Annotated in this window: 17 protein-coding genes and 2 pseudogenes; 16 read left to right on the forward strand and 3 right to left on the reverse strand. The window is 39.2% G+C overall.

Going from position 1 to position 21330, the window contains the following annotated elements; all coding sequences use genetic code 11:
- Window positions 1–6: 6 nt before the first annotated feature.
- The gene (locus tag L654_RS0121495) at window positions 7–918 is read right to left on the reverse strand and encodes a folate-binding protein YgfZ (RefSeq protein WP_024609020.1); all 912 of its coding nucleotides are present in this window, start codon (window positions 916–918) and stop codon (window positions 7–9) included.
- A 164-nt stretch (window positions 919–1082) separates the two neighbouring features.
- On the opposite strand from L654_RS0121495, the gene L654_RS0121500 reads away from it, so the two are divergent.
- Both L654_RS0121500 and L654_RS1000000128415 read left to right on the forward strand, forming a co-directional pair.
- A complete protein-coding gene (locus L654_RS0121500; protein ID WP_007581709.1) occupies window positions 1083–1334 on the forward strand; it encodes a succinate dehydrogenase assembly factor 2 in 252 nt (83 codons plus the stop codon).
- A gap of 55 nt (window positions 1335–1389) precedes the next feature.
- A complete protein-coding gene (locus tag L654_RS1000000128415; protein ID WP_024609021.1) occupies window positions 1390–1746 on the forward strand; it encodes a hypothetical protein in 357 nt (118 codons plus the stop codon).
- Here the strand turns inward: L654_RS1000000128415 and nadB are convergent.
- Complete coding sequence (nadB, locus tag L654_RS0121510) at window positions 1721–3331, reverse strand: L-aspartate oxidase (protein ID WP_007581714.1); 1611 nt, start codon at window positions 3329–3331, stop codon at window positions 1721–1723. The two genes, L654_RS1000000128415 and nadB, sit on opposite strands and share 26 nt — an antisense overlap.
- A 246-nt stretch (window positions 3332–3577) precedes the next feature.
- Between nadB and rpoE the strand changes: the two genes are divergently transcribed.
- The 10 genes from rpoE (at window position 3578) to pdxJ (ending at window position 12286) form a co-directional block, all read left to right on the forward strand.
- Complete coding sequence (gene rpoE / locus L654_RS0121515) at window positions 3578–4159, forward strand: RNA polymerase sigma factor RpoE (protein ID WP_002958721.1); 582 nt, start codon at window positions 3578–3580, stop codon at window positions 4157–4159.
- 1 nt (window position 4160) lies between these two features.
- The gene (locus L654_RS0121520) at window positions 4161–4778 is read left to right on the forward strand and encodes an RseA family anti-sigma factor (protein ID WP_007581717.1); all 618 of its coding nucleotides are present in this window, start codon (window positions 4161–4163) and stop codon (window positions 4776–4778) included.
- A gap of 4 nt (window positions 4779–4782) precedes the next feature.
- Window positions 4783–5733 carry a MucB/RseB C-terminal domain-containing protein gene (locus L654_RS0121525; protein WP_007581719.1) on the forward strand — a complete coding sequence of 317 codons (951 nt, stop codon included), beginning with the start codon at window positions 4783–4785 and terminating at the stop codon, window positions 5731–5733.
- Window positions 5734–5752: 19 nt separating this feature from the next.
- Window positions 5753–6202: a SoxR reducing system RseC family protein gene (locus tag L654_RS0121530; RefSeq protein ID WP_024609022.1), complete on the forward strand. Its 450-nt coding sequence runs from the start codon at window positions 5753–5755 to the stop codon at window positions 6200–6202.
- A gap of 275 nt (window positions 6203–6477) precedes the next feature.
- A complete protein-coding gene (gene lepA / locus L654_RS0121535; protein WP_007581724.1) occupies window positions 6478–8265 on the forward strand; it encodes a translation elongation factor 4 in 1788 nt (595 codons plus the stop codon).
- 16 nt (window positions 8266–8281) lie between these two features.
- Window positions 8282–9217 carry a signal peptidase I gene (gene lepB, locus L654_RS0121540; protein ID WP_024609023.1) on the forward strand — a complete coding sequence of 312 codons (936 nt, stop codon included), beginning with the start codon at window positions 8282–8284 and terminating at the stop codon, window positions 9215–9217.
- A 2-nt stretch (window positions 9218–9219) separates the two neighbouring features.
- Window positions 9220–9897 carry a ribonuclease III gene (gene rnc, locus L654_RS0121545; protein WP_007581728.1) on the forward strand — a complete coding sequence of 226 codons (678 nt, stop codon included), beginning with the start codon at window positions 9220–9222 and terminating at the stop codon, window positions 9895–9897.
- Complete coding sequence (gene era, locus L654_RS0121550; RefSeq protein ID WP_007581730.1) at window positions 9887–10819, forward strand: GTPase Era; 933 nt, start codon at window positions 9887–9889, stop codon at window positions 10817–10819. Before rnc ends, era begins: the two co-directional genes overlap by 11 nt.
- A 20-nt stretch (window positions 10820–10839) precedes the next feature.
- Window positions 10840–11532, forward strand: coding sequence for a DNA repair protein RecO (recO, locus tag L654_RS0121555; RefSeq protein ID WP_007581733.1), 693 nt, complete (start codon window positions 10840–10842; stop codon window positions 11530–11532).
- Window positions 11533–11554: 22 nt separating this feature from the next.
- Window positions 11555–12286, forward strand: coding sequence for a pyridoxine 5'-phosphate synthase (pdxJ, locus tag L654_RS0121560; RefSeq protein WP_007581734.1), 732 nt, complete (start codon window positions 11555–11557; stop codon window positions 12284–12286).
- Between the two features lie 82 nt (window positions 12287–12368).
- Here the strand turns inward: pdxJ and barA are convergent.
- Window positions 12369–15103 (reverse strand): annotated as a pseudogene (gene barA / locus L654_RS01000000126580) (two-component sensor histidine kinase BarA).
- A gap of 109 nt (window positions 15104–15212) precedes the next feature.
- On the opposite strand from barA, the gene rlmD reads away from it, so the two are divergent.
- From rlmD to L654_RS0121585, 4 genes and pseudogenes are all read left to right on the forward strand, one after another.
- Window positions 15213–16538 (forward strand): 23S rRNA (uracil(1939)-C(5))-methyltransferase RlmD, encoded by a 1326-nt coding sequence (gene rlmD, locus L654_RS0121570; protein WP_024609024.1) that lies wholly within the window; start codon window positions 15213–15215, stop codon window positions 16536–16538.
- Window positions 16539–16546: 8 nt separating this feature from the next.
- Window positions 16547–18703, forward strand: a complete 2157-nt coding sequence (gene relA / locus L654_RS0121575) for a GTP diphosphokinase (RefSeq protein ID WP_010553214.1) — start codon at window positions 16547–16549, stop codon at window positions 18701–18703.
- Window positions 18704–18705: 2 nt separating this feature from the next.
- A complete protein-coding gene (gene mazG / locus L654_RS0121580; protein WP_024609025.1) occupies window positions 18706–19503 on the forward strand; it encodes a nucleoside triphosphate pyrophosphohydrolase in 798 nt (265 codons plus the stop codon).
- A gap of 162 nt (window positions 19504–19665) precedes the next feature.
- Window positions 19666–21260 (forward strand): annotated as a pseudogene (locus L654_RS0121585) (CTP synthase).
- Window positions 21261–21330: the final 70 nt, after the last annotated feature.

Below are 21330 nucleotides of genomic sequence, written 5' to 3' on the forward strand. Positions count from 1 at the left end.
TCCTATTTATTCATCTTCAAGAGAGTAGGGTAGAGGCAGAATGCTTAGCTCCACCTGAGGTGTGTGTTTTGCACGAAGTACCTGAGTTACATCAGTATCGTTTGGCAACACAACGAGGCCTGTTAATTTATTTGTTTGTTCATTAAAACTTTGTGCAATTAGTTTACCCGCACGGCGCCAATTTTCGCCTAATTGGGTTTCTAAATCGGGCTCTGAAAGTATCCCTTCGCTTTGACCTGAGACTATATACATTGCACGCTTATTTTTACCTAGGTACTTCATGCGAGCCACAGTTTCTTGACCGGTATAACACCCTTTTTTAAAGCTTATACCGCCAATAGCATGTAGGTTTACCATTTGAGGAACATACTCGCCAATTGCATCTGCACTTAACTGAGGTTCACCTGCAAGCATAGATGCTTGTTGCCAAGGAGCTTCGTTATCAAGTGTAGATACGTCATCAGGCATACTAAACTGGCTATCGACCATTAATAAAACACGGTTATCAGCTAATTTTAGTGCTTTACCGCTTTCAAAGTCACACGCGCTCGCATCACCTTCAAAGTTAATATCAAGTTGTGCGAGTACACCCGATAAATCATCACCAATGAGACCAATTAATCGCTTTGAACATGCACTAATGTCAACTTTTGCAAATACGGCATACTTTTTTAGCTCAGCTAACGATTTTTCTACTTCGTTTTCGCTGCCTGTAAGGTAGTAGCTGTCTTGATAAGTAAATAATTTAAATACGCCCCAAAGTTTACCTTTAGCGCTGCAATGGCCAGCCCACAAATAATTACTGCTGGTTAATTTATTTAGATCTTGAGTGATTTGCCCGTGTAAATAAGATAATTTATCAGCACCGCAGAGGCTAATAAGTTGATGAGATAACGGACATGCATAAACGCTCGACATAAAAACCTTCTTTGCAATATAAATGAAGTGACATAATAACGCAGTTGTTACGTATGGTACAGACAAGCGCTTATTGGTGCGGGTTTATTCTTTAATGAGAGATTAATAGCTGCTAAATAGGCTTGTGTTTGTTAAACTCGAGTCAATTAAGTATGAGGTTTAAAATGGTTGAAATTCATAGTAAAGCACGTATTCGTTGGGCTTGCCGTCGTGGCATGTTAGAGCTTGATGTTTTGTTTATGCCGTTTGTTGAAGAAGCATACGACTCTTTAAGCGCAGAGCAACAGGCTATTTTTCAGCGTTTGCTAACAGAAGAAGACCCTGACTTATTTGCATGGTTTATGGGTCATCAAGAATGTAAAGATGAGCAGTTAAACGGTATGGTTTCGCTGATCTTAGACCGAGTTCGTGTATAGGTTTACAGTTACTAATAATAACGCTGACCACAAACCTATTGTGGTCTTTTTTTGCATGCTCATTTTAATATTATGTTTATTTTTAGATTCGCTACTAGCTATGCTTTTTTGTTTGATAATTAATATATTAGCTGGCTTTTTAGTGTGGCAAAAAGTGTTGGCAATTCATCCAAATCACGGCGTTATAATACTAGAACCCAAGCTATTTAGGTTTGAGGGTGAGGGTTTGAAAATTCAGGGTGAAATTAGTAAAAAAAGCCGTTTTTATGGCAATAATATATGGCTACATATTAAAGGTTTTAGTAACAACCATTGGCTTATAATTTCAGCCAATGGTGTTAATGAACAAAGCTATGCGCGTCTAAAACGTGCTACTTTAAGCGCGATTAATTGCGTTTTGGAGTCAAAATAGTCGGTGTTGGATTTTCATTTTGTTCAGGGTAATCAATAGTATAATGCAGGCCTCTGCTTTCTTTTCGTTCCATTGCACTTCTAATAATGAGTTCTGACACTTGTACTAAGTTACGAAGCTCAAGCAAGTTATTACTTACTCTAAAGTTTGCATAATAATCGTGTATTTCTTGCTGCAGCAACTCAACCCTATGCAGTGCACGTTCTAAGCGTTTAGTAGAGCGTACAATACCTACATAATCCCACATAAATAAACGTAGTTCATGCCAGTTATGGGTAATAACAATTTCTTCATCAGAGTTACTAACACGGCTTTCATCCCAATGAGGTAGAGCCATTGGCTCTGGTGCATGTTCAATTTTACTTAAAATATCTTTAGCTGCAGCGTGGGCAAATACAATACATTCCAATAATGAATTACTTGCCATACGGTTTGCACCATGTAGGCCTGTGTAAGCGACTTCGCCAACAGCATACAAGTTATCGAGATCTGTTTTACCGTTAAAGTCGGTCATTACGCCACCACAAGTGTAATGCGCAGCAGGTACAACTGGGATTGCTTCTTTTGTTATATCAAGCCCTACACTTAGGCATTTTGCGTAAATAGTAGGAAAGTGCTCAATAATAAAGTCTTTATCTTTGTGGCTAATATCTAAATAAACACAATTAGCACCTAAACGCTTCATTTCAAAATCGATTGCGCGTGCCACTATATCGCGTGGAGCAAGTTCTTCACGACTGTCAAAATCTTTCATAAAACGAGTGCCATCAGGTCGTTTTAAATAAGCCCCTTCACCGCGCATAGCTTCTGTAATTAAAAAGTTTTGTAGCTCTGGATGATAAAGGCTCGTTGGATGAAATTGATTAAATTCCATATTGGCAACTTTACAGCCTGCGCGCCATGCCATTGCAATGCCATCACCACTTGATACATCTGGATTAGATGTATACAAATACACTTTGCTTGCGCCACCAGTGGCAAGAGCAACAAATTTAGCTGAAATGGTTTCTACCTTTTTAGCTTTTTTGTTCCACACATACATACCTTCAATGTGTGAGCCTGTTTTTCCGGCGCTTTTATCTGTAATTAAATCAATAGCATTGTATTGCTCTAAGAGCGTTATATTCTTATGAATTTTAACTTGGCTAATAAGCGTGGTTTGCACAGCTTTGCCAGTAGCATCGGCTGCATGCAAAATACGACGATGGCTGTGACCGCCTTCACGTGTTAAATGAAAACGCTCTTTTCCTTTGCTATCAAACTCCATATCAAAGGGAACACCTTGGTCGATTAACCACTGTAGGCAATCGTGAGCATTGCTGGCAGTATAATGAACAGCGTCTCTGTCGCATAAACCGCCGCCCGCATCGAGTGTATCTTCAACATGAGATTCTATGCTGTCGTTTTGTTTATCAAATACAGCTGCTATACCACCTTGAGCATATAAAGTAGAACCTTCTGTAAGCGCTCCTTTACTGATCACGGTAACGTTACAATAATTAGCTAGAGATAATGCAAGTGATAAGCCTGCTGCGCCGCTACCTATAATAGCGACATCTGCAATGTGATGTTTATTTTGGTTCATGTCAGAGGTACTTTGCGGTTACAATGCTCGTATAGAGCAATATTTGTTTTTAATATCTGTAGTTGTACCATATTTGTCATACTACTACGTAGTGATTTTAAAGGCTTAGCGCCGTTATTTATCATCTATTTTATAAAAAAATAATATTAAGCAGAACTTTTTATTCATAAAGAGGTCAGAGTATTTGTGAACAATGACGACAATATGAATAACAAGCAAAAATCAGACATAGGAGTACCGGCTCGAATGAGCGAGCAGGAATTAGATTTAGTGCTAGTAAAAAGGGTCCAGCAAGGAGATAAAAACGCCTTCAACCTATTAGTAAAGAAGTATCAAAACAAAATTGCAGGTTTGATCTCACGTTATGTATCAAACCAAGGCGATATTGCTGATGTAGCACAAGAGGCTTTTATTAAAGCTTACCGTGCACTTCCAAACTTTAGAGGTGACAGCGCCTTTTACACGTGGTTATACCGTATTGCCGTTAATTGTGCTAAAAATTACTTAGTAGCCCAGGGGCGTAAGCCGCCAGCAAATGATATAGACGCTGAAGATGCCGAGTTTTATGATTGTGCAGATTCAATGCGATCTAATGCATCTCCTGAAAACCTACTTTTAAGCGAAGAAGTACGCGCTGTTATTTTTAATACGATTGATAGTTTGCCTGAAGATCTTAAAACCGCAATCACCCTTAGAGAAATCGAAGGGATGAGCTATGAAGAAATAGCAGTGGTAATGGATTGCCCGGTCGGGACTGTGCGTTCGCGTATATTTCGTGCCCGTGAAGCAATAGATAACAAATTAAACCCATTAATAGGCGAGTCTTAGTATGACAAAAGCACACCTTAACAAGTTAGATAACGAAGCGTTATCGGCATTACTTGATGGCGAGCAACATCTGACTGATGCAAAAATTGCAGAGCAAGATGTAACTACGTTTGGCCGTTATGCGTTAATTGGTGATGCGATGCGTGCTCAAAAAAATAATAACGACATACATATTGATATTAGCGATCGCGTTGCATTAGCACTTGAAAGCGAGCCTGTTTATGCTGACTTTAGTCAGTCAAAAACACAGCCTCAAGCAATCACTGAGACGGTACAAGATAATAAAGTAGTGGCTTTTAATTGGCGCAAGCCAGTTGCTCAACTAGCAATTGCAGCCAGTGTGGCAATGTTTGCTATTGTGGGAGTTAATACGCTTCCTCAAAGTAACAACGAGCAACAAAGCGAAATTCCATTACTACAAACCACACCGCTGACAGGTATGGCATCGCCAGTAAGTTACTCATCTGAGCCTGCGCTTGAAAATGCAGAGCAAGGTTTACGTGAATTACAGCAACAACGTATTGGCGCATTAGTTCTTGAGCATCAACGCCAAGCACGAGTTGCGAATTCTTTAGAAACAGCGCAAACTAATACCAAAGCGTCTGAGGAAAAAAACTAATTAAATGAAAGTAATCACTTTTGTTCTGTCGTTGGTAGTAAGCTTTAATGCATTTGCCAACGACACAAATCCTGCCAAAGATTTATTACTAAAAATGGCTAATGCCGTTCACACCCGTAATTTTGACGCTTCGTTTGTGGTTGTCAAAGGTAAAACAATGGAGCCCTACCGATGGGTGCATGCTTTACAAGGTGACACAGAACTTGAGCATTTAAGTTTACTTAACGGTGCTGGGCTTGAAATGGTCCGTATTGACAACCAAGTTACTTATTTTGAACCTCAGTCAGAACCATACTCCCTAAAAACAGATTCAATAGCGGGTCCAATCCCTGAAGTACTTTTTAAAGATATAGATCGCTTAAGCGCGCACTATGATTTTGTACTAGGCGGGAAAGGTCGTATTGCAGGGCGTGCTGCTCAACTAGTTCGCATAGAATCTAAAGACGAGTATAAATATAATTATTGGATTTGGCTGGATATGGAATCGTCGTTGTTACTAAAAGCCGCGTACGTTAACCATGAAGGTGAGGCCTTAGAGCAGTTACAGCTTACTCACATTAGTGTGACAGAGCAGCCAGCAGGTATGTTACTTGAAGTGCTCAATCGAAACTTTCCAACGCCTTTACCAAACGATGCACTTATAAACGAAGACAGTACAGCTACTAACTGGCAAATTAGTTGGTTACCGGATGGCTTTGAATTACTAAAATCAGACAGACATAAGCTCGATTTAAATAACGAATTAACAGACTATTACTTGTTCTCTGATGGTTTTGTTGAAATTTCGGTATTTATTCAGCGTCCATTGCCGGGTAAGCGTTTAAGTGGTGCACTAACCTCTGGTGCAACGACAGTATATGTGCATAATGGCGGTAATTTTGATGTATCGGTTGTTGGTAATGTACCGAGTATGACCGCAAAAGCGATTGCTGAGTCAGTTACCCGCGCATTATAAACGATTCGTAAGGATTGTTATGATTGAACAAACCCTCACTGTTGTGGCCCTCGATGGCCACATTGCTCATTTAGAAGCACAACAAAAACAAGCTTGTGAAGGCTGCAATGGTCGTTGCGGCTCACAAGTGTTTGGTAAGCTGTTTGGCACTGCAAAAAAAACCTTCCCTTATAAATTTGAATCCTCTGTTGAAGTAGGACAAAAGGTAACCTTGTCACTTGATGATAGTCACGTCGTTAAGCATGCATTTGCGGTATACATGCTACCACTGCTTTTAAGTCTGGTTTTTGCACTGATTGCAGCGCAATTATTTATGTCTTCCGAAGGTTGGCAAATTTTAGCTGCAGCTTTAGGTGGTGTTACTGGTTTCTTTATAGCTAAAACTCGCGTGAAATCGCTAAAGCACGATATAAAAGTTATAAAAATTCACCCAATTAGTATCCCTTTAACTCAAATAGATGGTGATTGACGCCAATTAAATGTAAAATTGCCGTTTTATACCAAAGTAACTTGGAAATACAGGGAATAGTGGTTTTTTAAATTATTTTATCTAGCTGAATTATGTAAATTAAATAAGTTTAACTTATTGTTATTCAATAAATAAAATGGTTTTAATCAATATTAAAAAGCATTCGTGATGTTTGTAATTTACAAACTGAGCTTATGGCATCCTACAGCAAGTATTTTCAAGTCACTTAGGTATTCATATTTAGTCCATTAAAATAGAAGTATAGAATCCAGTTTATGAAGCATATCCGTAATTTTTCGATCATCGCCCATATTGACCATGGTAAATCGACCCTTTCAGATCGTTTGATCCAAGTTTGTGGCGGTTTAACCGACCGTGAAATGCAAAAACAAGTTTTGGATTCAATGGATATTGAGCGCGAACGTGGTATTACCATTAAAGCGCAAAGTGTAACGTTGAATTACAAAGCGAACGATGGCGAAACTTATCAACTTAATTTCATTGATACTCCAGGACACGTTGATTTTACGTATGAAGTATCGCGTTCTTTAGCTGCATGTGAAGGTGCACTACTCGTTGTTGATGCAGGCCAAGGCGTTGAAGCACAAACATTAGCTAACTGTTACACCGCTATTGAAATGGAATTAGAAGTAATTCCAGTACTTAATAAAATCGATTTACCGCAAGCGGATCCTTTGCGCGTTGCAGAAGAAATTGAAGAAATTATTGGTATTGATGCCCTTGATGCAGTGCAATGTAGCGCTAAAACGGGTGTAGGTATTGCCGAAGTTCTTGAAATGATTGTTAGAGATGTTCCGCCGCCAGTAGGCGATACAGATGGACCTCTACAAGCACTTATTATCGATTCTTGGTTTGACCCATACCAAGGCGTTGTATCATTAGTGCGTATTAAGCACGGTGAATTACGCACTGGCGACAAAATAAAAATAATGTCGAATGAGCATATACATACTGCCGACCAAGTGGGTGTGTTTACACCTAAGCAAACTAACACCGGTATTTTAAGAACAGGTGAAGTAGGGTTTGTTATTGCTGGCATCAAAGAGATACATGGTGCGCCAGTAGGCGATACTATAACTCATCAAAAAAATGCGGCTCCACTTCGTTTACCTGGTTTTCAAAAAATTAAGCCTCAGGTTTATGCAGGTATGTTCCCAATTGCATCTGATGAGTATGAATCATTCCGTGATGCGCTTAATAAATTAAGCTTAAACGATGCGTCGTTATTCTTTGAACCAGAGAATTCAACTGCATTAGGTTTTGGTTTCCGCTGTGGCTTTTTAGGTATGCTACACATGGAAATCATTCAAGAGCGTTTAGAGCGTGAATACGATATTGATTTAATTACAACGGCACCTACGGTAATCTATGAGATAGTTACTAAAGAAGGTACATTCCAGATTGATAACCCGTCTGATTTACCTGCAGTAAACGATATTTTAGAAATTCGTGAGCCGATTGTTGAAGCTAATATTTTGGTACCACAAGAATACTTAGGTAATGTTATTACTTTGTGTATTGAAAAACGCGGTAGCCAAACAAAAATGACCTATCACGGAAAGCAAGTAGCTGTTACGTATGAGCTACCTATGGCTGAAGTGGTAATGGACTTTTTTGATAAATTAAAATCAACAAGCCGTGGTTTTGCATCGCTTGATTATAACTTTAAACACTTTCAAACATCAGATATGGTGCGTGTTGATATTTTAATCAATAGTGAGCGTGTTGACGCACTTGCGATTATTGTTCACCGCGATGGTGCTCAGTCTCGTGGTCGTCAATTAGCTGATGCATTAAAAGAGCTTATTCCTCGTCAAATGTTTGATATTGCGATTCAAGCAGCGATTGGACAACACGTTATTGCACGTACTACGGTAAAACAGTTACGTAAAAACGTAATTGCTAAGTGTTACGGTGGCGATGTGAGTCGTAAGAAAAAGCTACTTAAAAAGCAAAAAGATGGTAAAAAACGTATGAAGCAAGTAGGTAATGTTGAAGTGCCTCAAGAAGCGTTTTTAGCTATTTTAAAAGTTGGTAAATAAAAACAAAGGATTATAAATGGCTGGTTATTTTTCAGTTTTATTGGTGCTATTAACCTTAGGCTCAGGCTTAATATGGTTAATAGATCACTTAATGTATGCACCTAAAAGACAGGAACGCTTATCGATAGCGCAAACGTCTGCTGGAGCTCCGTTAGATGAAGAAACTGCGGCATTAATTGCACCAGAACCAGTACTAACAGAAACAGCAAAGTCGATTTTCCCGATGATTGCAGCAATTACTATTTTTAGATCATTTATTTTTGAACCGTTTCAAATTCCATCTGGTTCAATGATGCCTACACTGTTAGTGGGTGACTTTATTTTAGTACAAAAGTATTCATATGGAATAAAAGACCCAGTTTGGCGCACTCAGTTGGTTGATGTCGGTGAGCCTAAACGTGGTGATATTGTTGTTTTTAAATACCCTTTAGATGAAAGTGTTGACTATATTAAACGTACGATTGGTTTACCTGGCGATAAAATTGTTTATCGTGATAAACGTTTATATATTCAGCCAAACTGTAAAGAAGGCGAAACCCAACAGGGTGAGCTTTTATGTAATGAATTCAATAAAATTGATTTTAAACTAATTAATGATAACGAATTTAAACAAGGCCCAATGCTTCTAGCTCGTGTGAATGAAAATTTAACAACAGTTACGCATGATATATTAATCAACCCACAAGCGCCTGAAAGAAAAGGGCGTTACTATCAGCAACCGGGCACGCCTTCTGATGAATGGACTGTTCCTGCTGATCATTATTTTATGATGGGTGATAACCGCGACAACAGCCAAGATGGTCGCTTTTGGGGCTTTGTACCAAAAGAAAACTTGGTGGGTAAAGCTGTCTTTATATGGATGAGTTTTGAATTTGAGAATGGCCCTGATGATATTTTACCAGGATGGGTTCCAACTGGTGTTCGCTTTGAACGCCTAGGTAATATTCAGTAACGATGAAAAAAAATGTAACAGAATTATATAAAAAAATTGGCTATGAATTCGCTGATCAAGGTTTACTTGAACAAGCAATGACGCACCGCAGCCACAAAGGCCAACATAATGAGCGACTAGAATTTTTAGGCGACTCGATTTTAAGCTTTGTGATTGCCAATGCACTTTATGCCAAATTTCCTAAAGCGCGTGAAGGCGATTTAAGCCGCATGCGTTCAACACTTGTGCGTGGTCAAACACTTGCCGAGTTTGGTCTTGAATTTGGTCTAGGCGATTATTTACGCTTAGGGCCGGGCGAGCTTAAAAGTGGCGGTTTTCGTCGCGAGTCAACGCTTGCTGATGCAGTAGAAGCGATTATAGGCGCTGCATTTTTAGATTCAGGTATCGACAGTTGTGGCGATCTTATATTGGCGTGGTACCAATCACGTTTGGATGCTATTTCACCAGGGCTTAACCAGAAAGATCCTAAAACCCTGCTGCAAGAGTATTTACAAGCCCGTAAATTATCGTTACCGGGCTACACAGTGGTTGATACACAAGGCCAAGCACACAATCAAACATTCACGGTTGAATGTATTGTTGATGGAATGGATAGCATAATTTCTGTTGGTAGCTCGCGCCGTAAGGCCGAACAAAAAGCTGCTGAAAAAGCATTGAAGATACTTAAAAATGAACCTTGATACCTTAATACAGCCTCATGAACGTGATGTAGATACATTTTGTGGAATGGTGGCGATTGTCGGTCGACCAAACGTAGGTAAATCGACTTTGCTTAATGAAATCATTGAGCAAAAAGTGAGTATTACCTCACGTAAACCACAAACTACACGTCATCGTATTATGGGTATTCATACCGTAGATAAACACCAAGCGGTATACATAGATACACCGGGTTTACACGTTGAAGAAAAGCGTGCTATTAACCGTCTAATGAATCGAGCAGCGTCTAGTTCTATCGGCGATGTAGAGCTTATTATTTTTGTCGTTGAAGGCACTCATTGGAATGCAGATGACGATATGGTACTTAATAAAGTATCGCAAAGTGGTAAGCCTGTATTATTGGTTATTAATAAAATTGACCAAGTTAAAGACCGTGATCTTGTATTGCCTCATATGAAGTGGTTAAGTGACAAGTTTGATTTTGTTGGAATTATGCCAGTATCAGCAACGCAAGGTAAAAACGTTGATTTAATCAAAGCAGAAGTAACTAAACGCTTACCTCCTTGCGAATTTTACTTTCCTGAAGATTATGTAACTGACCGTTCGATGCGCTTTATGGCAGCTGAAGTTATCCGTGAAAAGCTAATGCGTTTTATGGGTGAAGAACTACCGTATTCTGTGACTGTTGAAATTGAGCAGTTTAAATGGCAAGACAACGGTATTTGGCACATCAATGGGTTAATTCTTGTTGAGCGCGAAACACAAAAACGCATGGTTATTGGTAATAAAGGCGAAAAGCTAAAAACCATTGGCCGTGAAGCTCGTAAAGACATAGAAGAAATGCTTGATAACAAAGTATTTTTAGAGCTTTGGGTTAAAGTTAAGTCGGGTTGGGCTGATGATGAACGTGCACTAAGAAGCTTAGGTTACAGTGAAGACTAAACCAAGCAGTAGCTTAGTGAATGGATAGCGACTTCTACACCGCGTATTTATTACATCGGCGTCCTTATAGTGACTCCCAAGTAATGTTAGATATGCTTGTAGAAGGCGTTGGCCAGTTAAGAATGCTGGCCCGAATTAGTGGTCGCCAGGCCACTAAACATAAAGCACAACTTCAGCCGTTCCAGGCACTCCTTGTTAATTACAGTGGCAAGTACGATTTAAAATATATCAATAAGTTTGAACTGCATGGTAACCCGCACTTTTTAAAAGGTGATGAGCTTTATTGTGGTTTTTATTTGAATGAGCTAACTAATCGCATCGTTCCTGTTAATGAGCCAATTGAACAAGTATTTGAGCTATATAAATCGCACCTAGGAAACCTAAACAGCGGAGCCAATTTACAAGAAGTGCTTCGCTCGTACGAATTTCAATTATTGGAATTACTCGGTTATGGCGTGGATTTTAGTTTTGATGCCAGTGGTGAACCAATAGATGAAAAGCAGACGTATAGTTATTTCCCCGAACTTGGTTTTTTAGTACAAGAGGATACGCGTTCTGGATTTAGTGGCAAACAACTCAACGCCATAGCAAATCATGACTTTAGCCAAAGTGATGTGCTATATATGGCAAAGCAATTAAGTCGCTATTTATTAAAACCCTTATTAGGTAGTAAACCATTAAAAAGCCGTGAGCTATTTATGGCCTCTCAATAAACGTAATTTTACAGGTAAGAAAATGAAAGATATTCTTTTGGGTGTAAACGTAGATCATATTGCAACACTTCGTCAAGCGCGTGGAACAAGTTACCCAGATCCAGCCCATGCAGCCAGTGTAGCAGAGCATGCAGGCGCAGACGGTATTACGATTCACTTACGTGAAGACAGACGCCATATTCAAGATCGCGACGTTTATGTGATGGCTAAAACCATCCAAACGCGTATGAATCTTGAAACCGCTGTTACCGATGAAATGATACAGATAGCGCTTGAAGTAAAACCCGAGTACGTGTGTTTAGTACCTGAAAAGCGCGAAGAGTTAACCACCGAGGGCGGCTTAGATGTAGCGGGTAATATAGATAAAATTAAAGCCGCAACAAAAACGCTTACCGACGCGGGTATTAAAGTATCGCTATTTATTGATGCAGATAAAGCACAGTTAGATGCAGCCAAAGAATGTGGTGCTCCTTATGTAGAAATACACACAGGCGCATATGCTGATGCAACAAATGATACTGATTTACACAAAGAGTTAGAGCATATTCGTGAAGGTGTTAAATACGCAGCAAGCTTAGGTTTGATTGTTAACGCTGGCCATGGTCTTCATTACCATAACGTTAAACCCATTGCCGCGATGCCTGAGATTTATGAGCTAAATATTGGCCACGCTATTATTGCTCGTGCAGCGATAGATGGACTCGATAAAGCCGTACGCGATATGAAACGATTAATGATTGAAGCAAGAATGTAATACGAATCTACATAAGCATTTAAAAAGCTTAATAAAAAAAACGCGGTAAATACCGCGTTTTTTTGTATCTAAAATTCAAAGCTTATCTTTGTAGCTCAGTTACGCTTGCATCAGCAAGTAAGTTTTCAAGCTCGTCCTGTAACTCAAATAATTCAGGTTCAATATTCTCTAACAAGCATTTATTTTTAAGTGATGTTTCAATTGTTTCTGCGAGTGATTTAAGTTTTGGTACACCAGTGTAACAACATGCGCCATGAAACTTGTGGACAATACTTAGGACTTGCTGACAATCATTACTCTCTATCGCTTTAGCAAGCAATGTAAGAGTTTCAGGGACGCTTAGAAGTAGCATATTAAGCATCTCTAGCGCTAACTCGCTCTTTCCTCCAGCACGCTGCAGGGCTTGTGCCCAATCAATTCGACTACTTTGAAATGGTGCAGGACTTTGTGGTGTATCTGTTTTAGCTTTATCGCGATTAACTGGGGTCTGTGGACTATGGTCGCTAATAATTTGTTTAAGCATATCTTCATCAATAGGCTTAGTTAAATAGCCTTTAAAGCCATCTTTTAGTAGTTGCTCTTTTTCGCTTTGAAGGGCGTGTGCCGTTACAGCGATAATGGGTGTATCTTCATTAAGTGATGATTCTTGTATAAGCTTGCATGCGGTTATACCGTCCATAATTGGCATCTGAATATCCATAAAAATTATGTCGTATTTATGACTTTTACTTAAGCTGTATGCTTGTGAACCATTATGTGCCGTTTCTATTACTTCAATCTGCTCACTTAATAAAGTATGGAGAAGTTTTAAGTTGGCATCGTTATCATCAACAACCAATACTTTTAACGGCAGNCAAGCCTATAAGGTGCAGCAAGTACTTCACATAACTTACGGTGATTAAGTGGTTTACTTAAACACGCATCAGCACCGCTACCTATAAAGGCTTCTCGCATATTGTGCGATACAGTATTAAGCATTAAATATAAGTAATCAGTAGATTCACGCACGGCTTTTACATAGCTTTTTAGTTGCTGCATATCATCAACTGATGCCATATGGCCAATTAAGCAAACATCATATTTATGTTCAGTATTTTTTATAGCGTCTAAAAAGCTAGTCTCGTTAAAACATGCCGTTACGCTTGATTCCCACTGAGTCAATAACGAAAGTACAGCGTGATGTGTATGCTCGTGTGGCTCTAAATACAAAATACGCTTACCAATGAGCGATTTAGTCGGTAAGTCGTTAGTAAATACATGATTGGGCAAACTAAACACACTATTGAATGTAAAACAGGTACCGTTACCAGGCGCAGAATTTAACGTTATACGGCCACTCATTGCTTCAACAATATGCTTGGTAATAATAAGACCAAGGCCTGTACCACCAAACTTACGTGTAATGCTTGAGTCTGCTTGTCCAAATGGAGTGAATAAAGAGTCTTGCTTATCCATAGGTATACCCACGCCAGTATCAGTTACTGAGACAAGTAAAGAAGTGCGTTCGTCGTCGAGTAACCGATGGCTTATGTCGACCTTAATAGAGCCTTTTTCGGTAAATTTAATCGCATTACTTAATAGGTTTATTAATACTTGTTTAAAGCGAGTGGGATCGCCTGTTAAGTCATCCGGTACTTGTTGGTTAATGTAAATGGATAGCTCTAATTGCTTATCGTGTGCGCTAGGAGCGAGTAGTGTCATTACTTCATTTACAGCATCACGAAGTTGAAACTGAATCGACTCAAGCTCCATTGCACCGGCTTCTAGTTTGGAGAAGTCTAGAATGTCGCTAATAATAGTCATTAAACTATTTGCTGATAGCATAATAGTATCGAGATAATCTTTTTGATGCTTGTTTAGTGGTGTTTTATAAAGCTGGCGTGTAAATCCAATAACACCGTTTAACGGAGTACGAAGCTCGTGACTCATTTTAGCTAAAAAGTCTGATTTTACACGGTTAGCATCTTGCGCTTCTTTTTTTGCAAACGAGAGCTCTATATTTGACGTTTCGTATTGCTCTAGTGTTTCGCGGTAGTCGCTTGTTGCTTGATCAATATTTTTTTGCATTTCATCTTTTTGCATCACCATAGTGTGAGCAATGGTGTTTAAGCCTTCTCGAAGTAACTCAAACTCACCAATCATGTTGTCGTTAAGGCCAGTACTTCTTTTACCTTCAACTAACTTGTCGGTTGCAAGTACTAACTTATTAAGCGGCGTCATAAACATGCGGCTTAACCTTAAAGCTAAAATAGCTGCAAACACCAATGATAAAATAATTACAATACCGCTAATTAATAAAGCACGTTGTTGCCCTATAACAGCTTGGTCTTTGTTTAGCTGTATGATAACGGTGCCCAGAGATGACTGAAAAGCCGATGGGTCCCATTTAGAATCGTGACTAGTATGGTTAATAATGGGTGTGAAAAATGTAACAAGCTCATCTGACTTTTGCACATGGGTGGTTCTTAAATTTATGAGCGTTTTTTGACTAATTAACTTTTCAAATGAGCGGTGATAATTACTGGTCATTAATAGCGCATTATTTTTATCAAAAATTGCAATCGACTTAATTGTAGGGGAGTGCTTGTTATGTGTGTAGCTTATAAGGCGATTCAATAGCTGTTTGTTTTTTTCGAGCATGGGTTGCTCAAGCGCAATAGCAAGGGGCTCAGAAATAGTAGTGCCTTGCTGATATAAAATTTCATCAAGCTCAATGTAACGATTTATTGTAAAATAGCCACCAAGTAGTAATCCTATGATCACCGTTGGGATCAGGGTCAGTGTTAAAACAGAATCGCGTAAGCCTAATTTGGTCATAATGAGAGCGTTTTATCGTTATTAGTATGACTTGAGTATATACGGTTCAACACGCATTCTAAAGCATCTAAATATAGGTGCTTCATAAATAAAGTTAAGGTAATGCCTAATGGCGCAAATTTTTAAAGCGAAAAAAAAACCGTTAAAGCAACAAACACTAGAATTGACTATAACGGGAATGGATCATCAAGGGCGTGGCATTGCTAAACATAACAATAAAGTATGTTTTGTAAGCGGTGCATTACCAAACGAAACAGTCAAAGCAACACTCGTCGAAGATAAAGCTAAATACAGTAGTGCAAAAGTAACTAAAGTTATTCAAGCGAGTGAATCAAGAGTAGATGCTTTTTGTGAGCACTATAATCAGTGTGGTGGTTGCCAATTACAGCATTTAGAAGTAAGCCAACAAGTTGTAGAAAAACAAACTGCAGTTACTCAGTTATTTAGTAAGTTTGCTAAATTAAACAGCTTAAACTGGCAAACCCCATTATTAAGTAAACCTGTGCATTACAGACGCAGCGCTCGCATAGCCGTTATGTTTGATAAAGCAGCAAAAAAAATGCGCGTGGGTTACAGAGCAAGTGGCTCAAAAAATATTGTGAGTATTAATAAATGTGCAGTACTTGATGAAGTATTTACAGATGTTTTTACACTTTTTGATGATTTAATTAATCAACACAAAGCACTGCACAGTATAAGCCATTTACAGTTATGCCAAAGTGATAAACAAAACTTTGTTGTTATTCGTCACACTAAAGCAATTAATGATGATACAAAGGCTTTGGTTGAGCACATAACAAAAAGCCAGCAGTTTAAAATTGTATGGCAAAGCGAGAGCGATGCAATAGAACATTCACACTTAGCCATGCCATTTTATTATCTTAAAGAATTTGATCTAAAATTTGAATTTGGTTTAGGTAATTTTATTCAGGTAAATTCGCAAGTTAACGAAGCTATGTTAAAGCAAGCTGCAAATTGGCTTGATTTAAAAGGTGATGAAAATTTATTGGATTTATTTTGTGGCATTGGTAATTTCTCATTAGTGCTGGCAAAACAAGCAAAATCTGTAATTGGCGTAGAAGGTGTGACTTCAGCGGTTGCAATGGCTGCTCAAAATGCGCAAACTAACTCTATTACCAATGCGCAGTTTCATTGCTTTGATTTAACGCAAAGCATACAGAGCGCCACATGGTTTAGTAAAAACTTAGATGTGCTTGTACTCGATCCTTCTAGGACTGGTGCAATGGCTGTATTAGAGCAATTATCTTTAAAGCAGTTTAAAACTATTTTATATGTCTCTTGTGACCCTGTTACTTTAGCCCGTGACAGCGCAATTATTTCACAAGCTGGCTTTGATCTTAATAAAATTGGGCTAATGAATATGTTTCCTTATACAGGGCATATTGAAACTATGGCGTTATTTCAACGGAGGTAGAACGCATTATGGTAGCTACACGACAATCACATCAACAAGATGAGACAACAGATTTTAGCACTCGGCTTTCATTTCTTGCCTTGTCTGAAGAAAAAACAGAGCTACTTACTAAAGCGCAAGCGCTCTGCGTAAAATGTGATAATGAAAGCAGGCAAACTACTGCAATCGAAATGGTTGAAATTTTAGCTGAGCTAAATCTCGACCCCGAATCGTTAGCTACTGCGTATTTAACCCCGTATTTTTTAAACGATTTAATATCACTAGAAACCATAGAAGAGCAGCTTGGTAGTAATATAGCCATGCTGTTAACTGGGGTTGCACAAATGGCCACTATTAGTACTTTATCGCATCAAGGTAAAGGAACTATGCAAGTTGATAATATTCGAAAAATGTTATTAACCATGGTTGAAGATGTGCGCGCCGTGGTCATTAAGCTTGCCGAGCAGGTATGTCATTTACGTAATGTAAAAAATGCGGATGAAGAAGACCGCGTCATTGCCGCTAAAGAAACGGCTGATATTTTTGCACCATTGGCAAACAGATTAGGAATAGGGCAATTAAAGTGGGAACTGGAAGATTTATCGTTTAGATATTTGCACCCAGGCACCTATAAAAGCATAGCCAAACAACTTGACGACAAACGTCTTACGCGCGAAGCCTATATGGAAGATATGGTTGAGCAAGTAAAAAACCGTTTAAGTGAAGCGGGCATAGAGGCCCAAGTTTATGGCCGCCCCAAGCACATTTACAGCATTTATAAAAAAATGCAGCAAAAAAACTACGAGTTTGATCAGCTTTTTGATATTCGTGCAATGCGTATCGTCGTTGAACGCCTACAAGATTGTTATGGAGCGCTGGGTATTGTGCACACCAATTGGCGTCATCTTAATAAAGAGTTTGACGACTATGTAGCAACCCCAAAACAAAACGGCTATCAGTCAATCCATACCGTAGTATTTGGGCCTGAAGGTAAAACAGTAGAAATACAAATTCGTACCAGCGATATGCATCAAGATGCTGAGTTGGGTGTGGCTGCACACTGGATGTACAAAGAAGGTGCATTACCGGGACGCGGCTCGGGTTATGAGCAAAAAATTAGCTGGTTGCGTAAGTTACTTCAATGGCAAGAAGAAGTGGTTGATGGTGGTGATTTAGCTGAAGAGCTTAAAAACCAAGTAGTAGAAGACCGCGTATACATATTTACCCCAAGCGGCGATATTATCGATTTACCACTTGGCGCTACACCGCTTGATTTTGCTTACTACATTCACTCAAATGTAGGGCATCGTTGTATTGGCGCAAAAATTTTCGGCAAAATAGTGCCGTTCACGCATCAACTTACAACCGGGGATCAGGTAGAAATACTGACCCAAAAACAACCAAATCCAAGTCGTGATTGGTTAAACCCGTCATTAGGATACATTAAGTCATCGCGCGCTAGAGCCAAAATTCATCACTGGTTTAAACAGCTCGACCGCGACAAAAACTTAAGTGCGGGGAAAGAAATTCTCGACAGTGAATTACAAAAGCTTAATTTAACATACAAAGATTTAGAGCCAGCCATCAAGCGTTTTAACTTTAAAGAACTTGATGACTTAATGGTTGCAATTGGTGCGGGTGATGTACGTCTCAATCAAATGCTTAACTTTGTAAGTGATCGGACAGAAGATGAACCGGTTATTCGTATTAAAGCGCCTAGCAAAGTAACCGGTGACAAAAACGGCATAGTGGTTGATGGCGTTGGTAGCTTAATGAGCCATGTAGCCAAATGCTGTCGTCCTGTCCCTGGCGATGAGATAATAGGTTATATAACGCAAGGTCGAGGAATAGGTGTTCATAAGGAAGACTGTGATTCGTTTAATAACTTAAAAAATCAGCATCCAGAGCGTGTTATTTCGGTAAGTTGGTCTGATGATATCAACGGCTCGTACGCACTAAGTATTAAAATAGAAGCAACCGATCGTTCAGGGCTAATACGCGATATAAGCTCAGTACTTGCTAACGAAAAAGTAAATGTTTTAAATATGAACGTAAATACGGTTGAAGATAATCAGTTAGCTATATTTACGATGCAAATAGAAGTACATGACTTATCGGGTACTAACCGTGTTCTTTCTAAGTTACACCAAATTGAAGGTGTACACGATGCCAAGCGTGGTCATTAATCATGAATGATAATGCAGCGCTTACACAACTTCTTAGCATAATGAAAACACTGCGAGATCCCAAGGGCGGTTGCCCGTGGGATCTCAAACAAGATTTTAAATCTATTGTGCCGCATACACTAGAAGAAGCATACGAAGTTGCCGACTGTATTGAGTCAGGCAACTTAGATGAGCTTAAAGGTGAATTGGGTGATTTGTTATTTCAAATTATTTTTTATGCGCAGCTTGCACAAGAGCAAAATCTATTTGATTTTAATGATCTAGTAGAGCAATTAAACGATAAGCTTACACGTCGTCACCCGCATGTATTTGGCGATAAAAAAGAGCTAACAGATAAGCAGCTATCGCACCAGTGGCAAACAATCAAAGCACAAGAGCGCAGTGCTAGAGCGCAAACAGAATCACCTTCTTTTTGGCAAGATATTCCTGCCAATATGCCAAGCTTAAGTAAAGCCAAAAAAATTCAACAACGGGTTGCCGCACTTGGTTTTGATTGGCCAACGTATCATGGTGCACTTGATAAAGTGAGCGAAGAAGTGCTTGAAGTAAAAGAAGCGATTGAGCAAGACCCGTTATCTGATCATACAGCGGAAGAGCTCGGCGACTTACTTTTTGCCACTGTTAATGTTGTACGCCATGTTAAACGAGATCCCGAACAACTGCTTCGTAGCGCTAATGATAAGTTTTCAGCGCGTTTTGAAAAGGTAAACGCCTATTTGCATGCGCAAGGTAAAAGCTTAGATACAGCAACCTTTGAAGAAATGGACAGTGCATGGGATGCGATTAAAAAAGTAAAATAGGCTTAATGTTAAATAGTGCACATTTTTTGTGCGCGCATTAGCTAATTTTAGCTGGATTGATAAGCAGTGTTTTGGTACAATTTCGCCCCGTCTTGATGATATACCCTTAGGCTCTTCTTTGGGTGTTATATTCCTTTTAATTCCTGATATTCTAGGGTTCGCATGAGTACAAAATTTATCTTCGTTACTGGCGGNTGGCCGCTATTTTAGAAGCCCGTGGTTTAAATGTTACCATTTTAAAGCTGGATCCTTACATCAACGTTGACCCAGGCACAATGAGCCCAATTCAACACGGTGAAGTTTACGTTACAGAAGACGGCGCAGAAACTGACCTTGATTTAGGTCACTACGAGCGTTTTATTCGTACCAAAATGACTAGTCGTAATAACTTCACACAAGGCCGTGTATATGAAGACGTATTACGTCGTGAGCGCCGTGGTGAATACCTAGGCGCTACTATTCAGGTTATTCCACATATCACTAACGATATTAAGCAACGTGTATACGACGGTGCTGAAGGTTATGATATTGCTATTGTAGAAATTGGCGGCACTGTAGGTGATATAGAATCACAACCGTTTATTGAAGCAATTCGTCAGATGGGAACTGAAATTGGCCGCGAACGCGCGCTATTTATTCACTTAACGTTAGTGCCATTTTTAGGCCCTGCAGGTGAAGTTAAAACAAAACCAACTCAGCACTCTGTTAAAGAGTTACGCTCAGTAGGTATTCAGCCAGATATTCTTATTTGTCGTTCAGACCGTAAACTACCTAATAATGAGCGTGCAAAAATCTCATTATTCACAAACGTAGAAGAAAAAGCGGTTATTTCATTACCTGACGTAGACAGCATTTATAAAATTCCAGCGCTATTAAAAACGCAAGAATTAGATAACTTCGTATGTCGTCGTTTTCACTTAGATCCACCAGAAGCTGATTTAGCTGAGTGGGAACAAGTACTTTATCAAGAGTCTAACCCAACGGGTGAAGTGACAATTGGTATGGTTGGTAAATACACTGAATTACCAGATGCGTACAAATCGGTTAACGAAGCATTAAAGCATGCGGGCCTTAAAAACCGTTTAACAATTAATATTCAATACGTAGATTCACAAGATTTAGAAAACAAAGGTGTTGAATTACTTTCACACTTAGATGCTATTTTAGTACCAGGTGGATTTGGCGGACGTGGTGTTGAGGGTAAAATCTTAGCGGCTAAATACGCACGTGAAAATAAAGTACCATACCTAGGTATTTGTTTAGGTATGCAAGTAGCATTAATTGAATATGCACGTAATGTTGCAGGCTTAACGGATGCAAACTCTACAGAGTTTAATGCAAATTCAGAAGCGCCAGTAGTTGGCTTAATTACTGAATGGCTAGATGCTGAAGGTAATGTTGAAACACGTAGCGAAAAATCTGATTTAGGTGGCACTATGCGTTTAGGCGCACAAAAATGTCATTTAACGCCAGGTTCTAAAGTACGCGAAGTATATGGCAGCGACGAAATTGTTGAACGTCATCGTCATCGCTACGAAGTAAATAATAACTTTGTAGAAATACTTGAAAAAGCAGGCTTAAGCTTTACTGGTTTATCAGAAGATAAAAAACTGGTAGAAATTATCGAAAATAAAGATCACCCATGGTTTATTGCCGCGCAGTTCCACCCGGAATTCACGTCAACTCCACGTGATGGTCATCCGTTATTTGAAGGGTTTGTAGCAGCCGCGCATATCCACCAAAAAGCGAATTCGTAATTTTAAAAGCCGTGCATATTGCACGGCTTTTTTGTTTTAAGGGCTGACTAAGCTATATAAAACGTAGTAA

This window comes from Pseudoalteromonas sp. TAB23 (genome assembly GCF_000498075.1).
GTDB lineage: Bacteria > Pseudomonadota > Gammaproteobacteria > Enterobacterales > Alteromonadaceae > Pseudoalteromonas > Pseudoalteromonas arctica.

What these genes read in the sequence shown, in the direction of transcription:
- L654_RS0121495 (WP_024609020.1), bottom strand. Translation starts at nt 918, where the DNA reads ATGTCGAGCGTTTATGCATGTCCGTTATCTCATCAACTTATTAGCCTC.
- L654_RS0121500 (WP_007581709.1), top strand. Translation starts at nt 1,083, where the DNA reads ATGGTTGAAATTCATAGTAAAGCACGTATTCGTTGGGCTTGCCGTCGT.
- L654_RS1000000128415 (WP_024609021.1), top strand. Translation starts at nt 1,390, where the DNA reads ATGCTCATTTTAATATTATGTTTATTTTTAGATTCGCTACTAGCTATG.
- nadB (WP_007581714.1), bottom strand. Translation starts at nt 3,331, where the DNA reads ATGAACCAAAATAAACATCACATTGCAGATGTCGCTATTATAGGTAGC.
- rpoE (WP_002958721.1), top strand. Translation starts at nt 3,578, where the DNA reads ATGAGCGAGCAGGAATTAGATTTAGTGCTAGTAAAAAGGGTCCAGCAA.
- L654_RS0121520 (WP_007581717.1), top strand. Translation starts at nt 4,161, where the DNA reads ATGACAAAAGCACACCTTAACAAGTTAGATAACGAAGCGTTATCGGCA.
- L654_RS0121525 (WP_007581719.1), top strand. Translation starts at nt 4,783, where the DNA reads ATGAAAGTAATCACTTTTGTTCTGTCGTTGGTAGTAAGCTTTAATGCA.
- L654_RS0121530 (WP_024609022.1), top strand. Translation starts at nt 5,753, where the DNA reads ATGATTGAACAAACCCTCACTGTTGTGGCCCTCGATGGCCACATTGCT.
- lepA (WP_007581724.1), top strand. Translation starts at nt 6,478, where the DNA reads ATGAAGCATATCCGTAATTTTTCGATCATCGCCCATATTGACCATGGT.
- lepB (WP_024609023.1), top strand. Translation starts at nt 8,282, where the DNA reads ATGGCTGGTTATTTTTCAGTTTTATTGGTGCTATTAACCTTAGGCTCA.
- rnc (WP_007581728.1), top strand. Translation starts at nt 9,220, where the DNA reads ATGAAAAAAAATGTAACAGAATTATATAAAAAAATTGGCTATGAATTC.
- era (WP_007581730.1), top strand. Translation starts at nt 9,887, where the DNA reads ATGAACCTTGATACCTTAATACAGCCTCATGAACGTGATGTAGATACA.
- recO (WP_007581733.1), top strand. Translation starts at nt 10,840, where the DNA reads ATGGATAGCGACTTCTACACCGCGTATTTATTACATCGGCGTCCTTAT.
- pdxJ (WP_007581734.1), top strand. Translation starts at nt 11,555, where the DNA reads ATGAAAGATATTCTTTTGGGTGTAAACGTAGATCATATTGCAACACTT.
- rlmD (WP_024609024.1), top strand. Translation starts at nt 15,213, where the DNA reads ATGGCGCAAATTTTTAAAGCGAAAAAAAAACCGTTAAAGCAACAAACA.
- relA (WP_010553214.1), top strand. Translation starts at nt 16,547, where the DNA reads ATGGTAGCTACACGACAATCACATCAACAAGATGAGACAACAGATTTT.
- mazG (WP_024609025.1), top strand. Translation starts at nt 18,706, where the DNA reads ATGAATGATAATGCAGCGCTTACACAACTTCTTAGCATAATGAAAACA.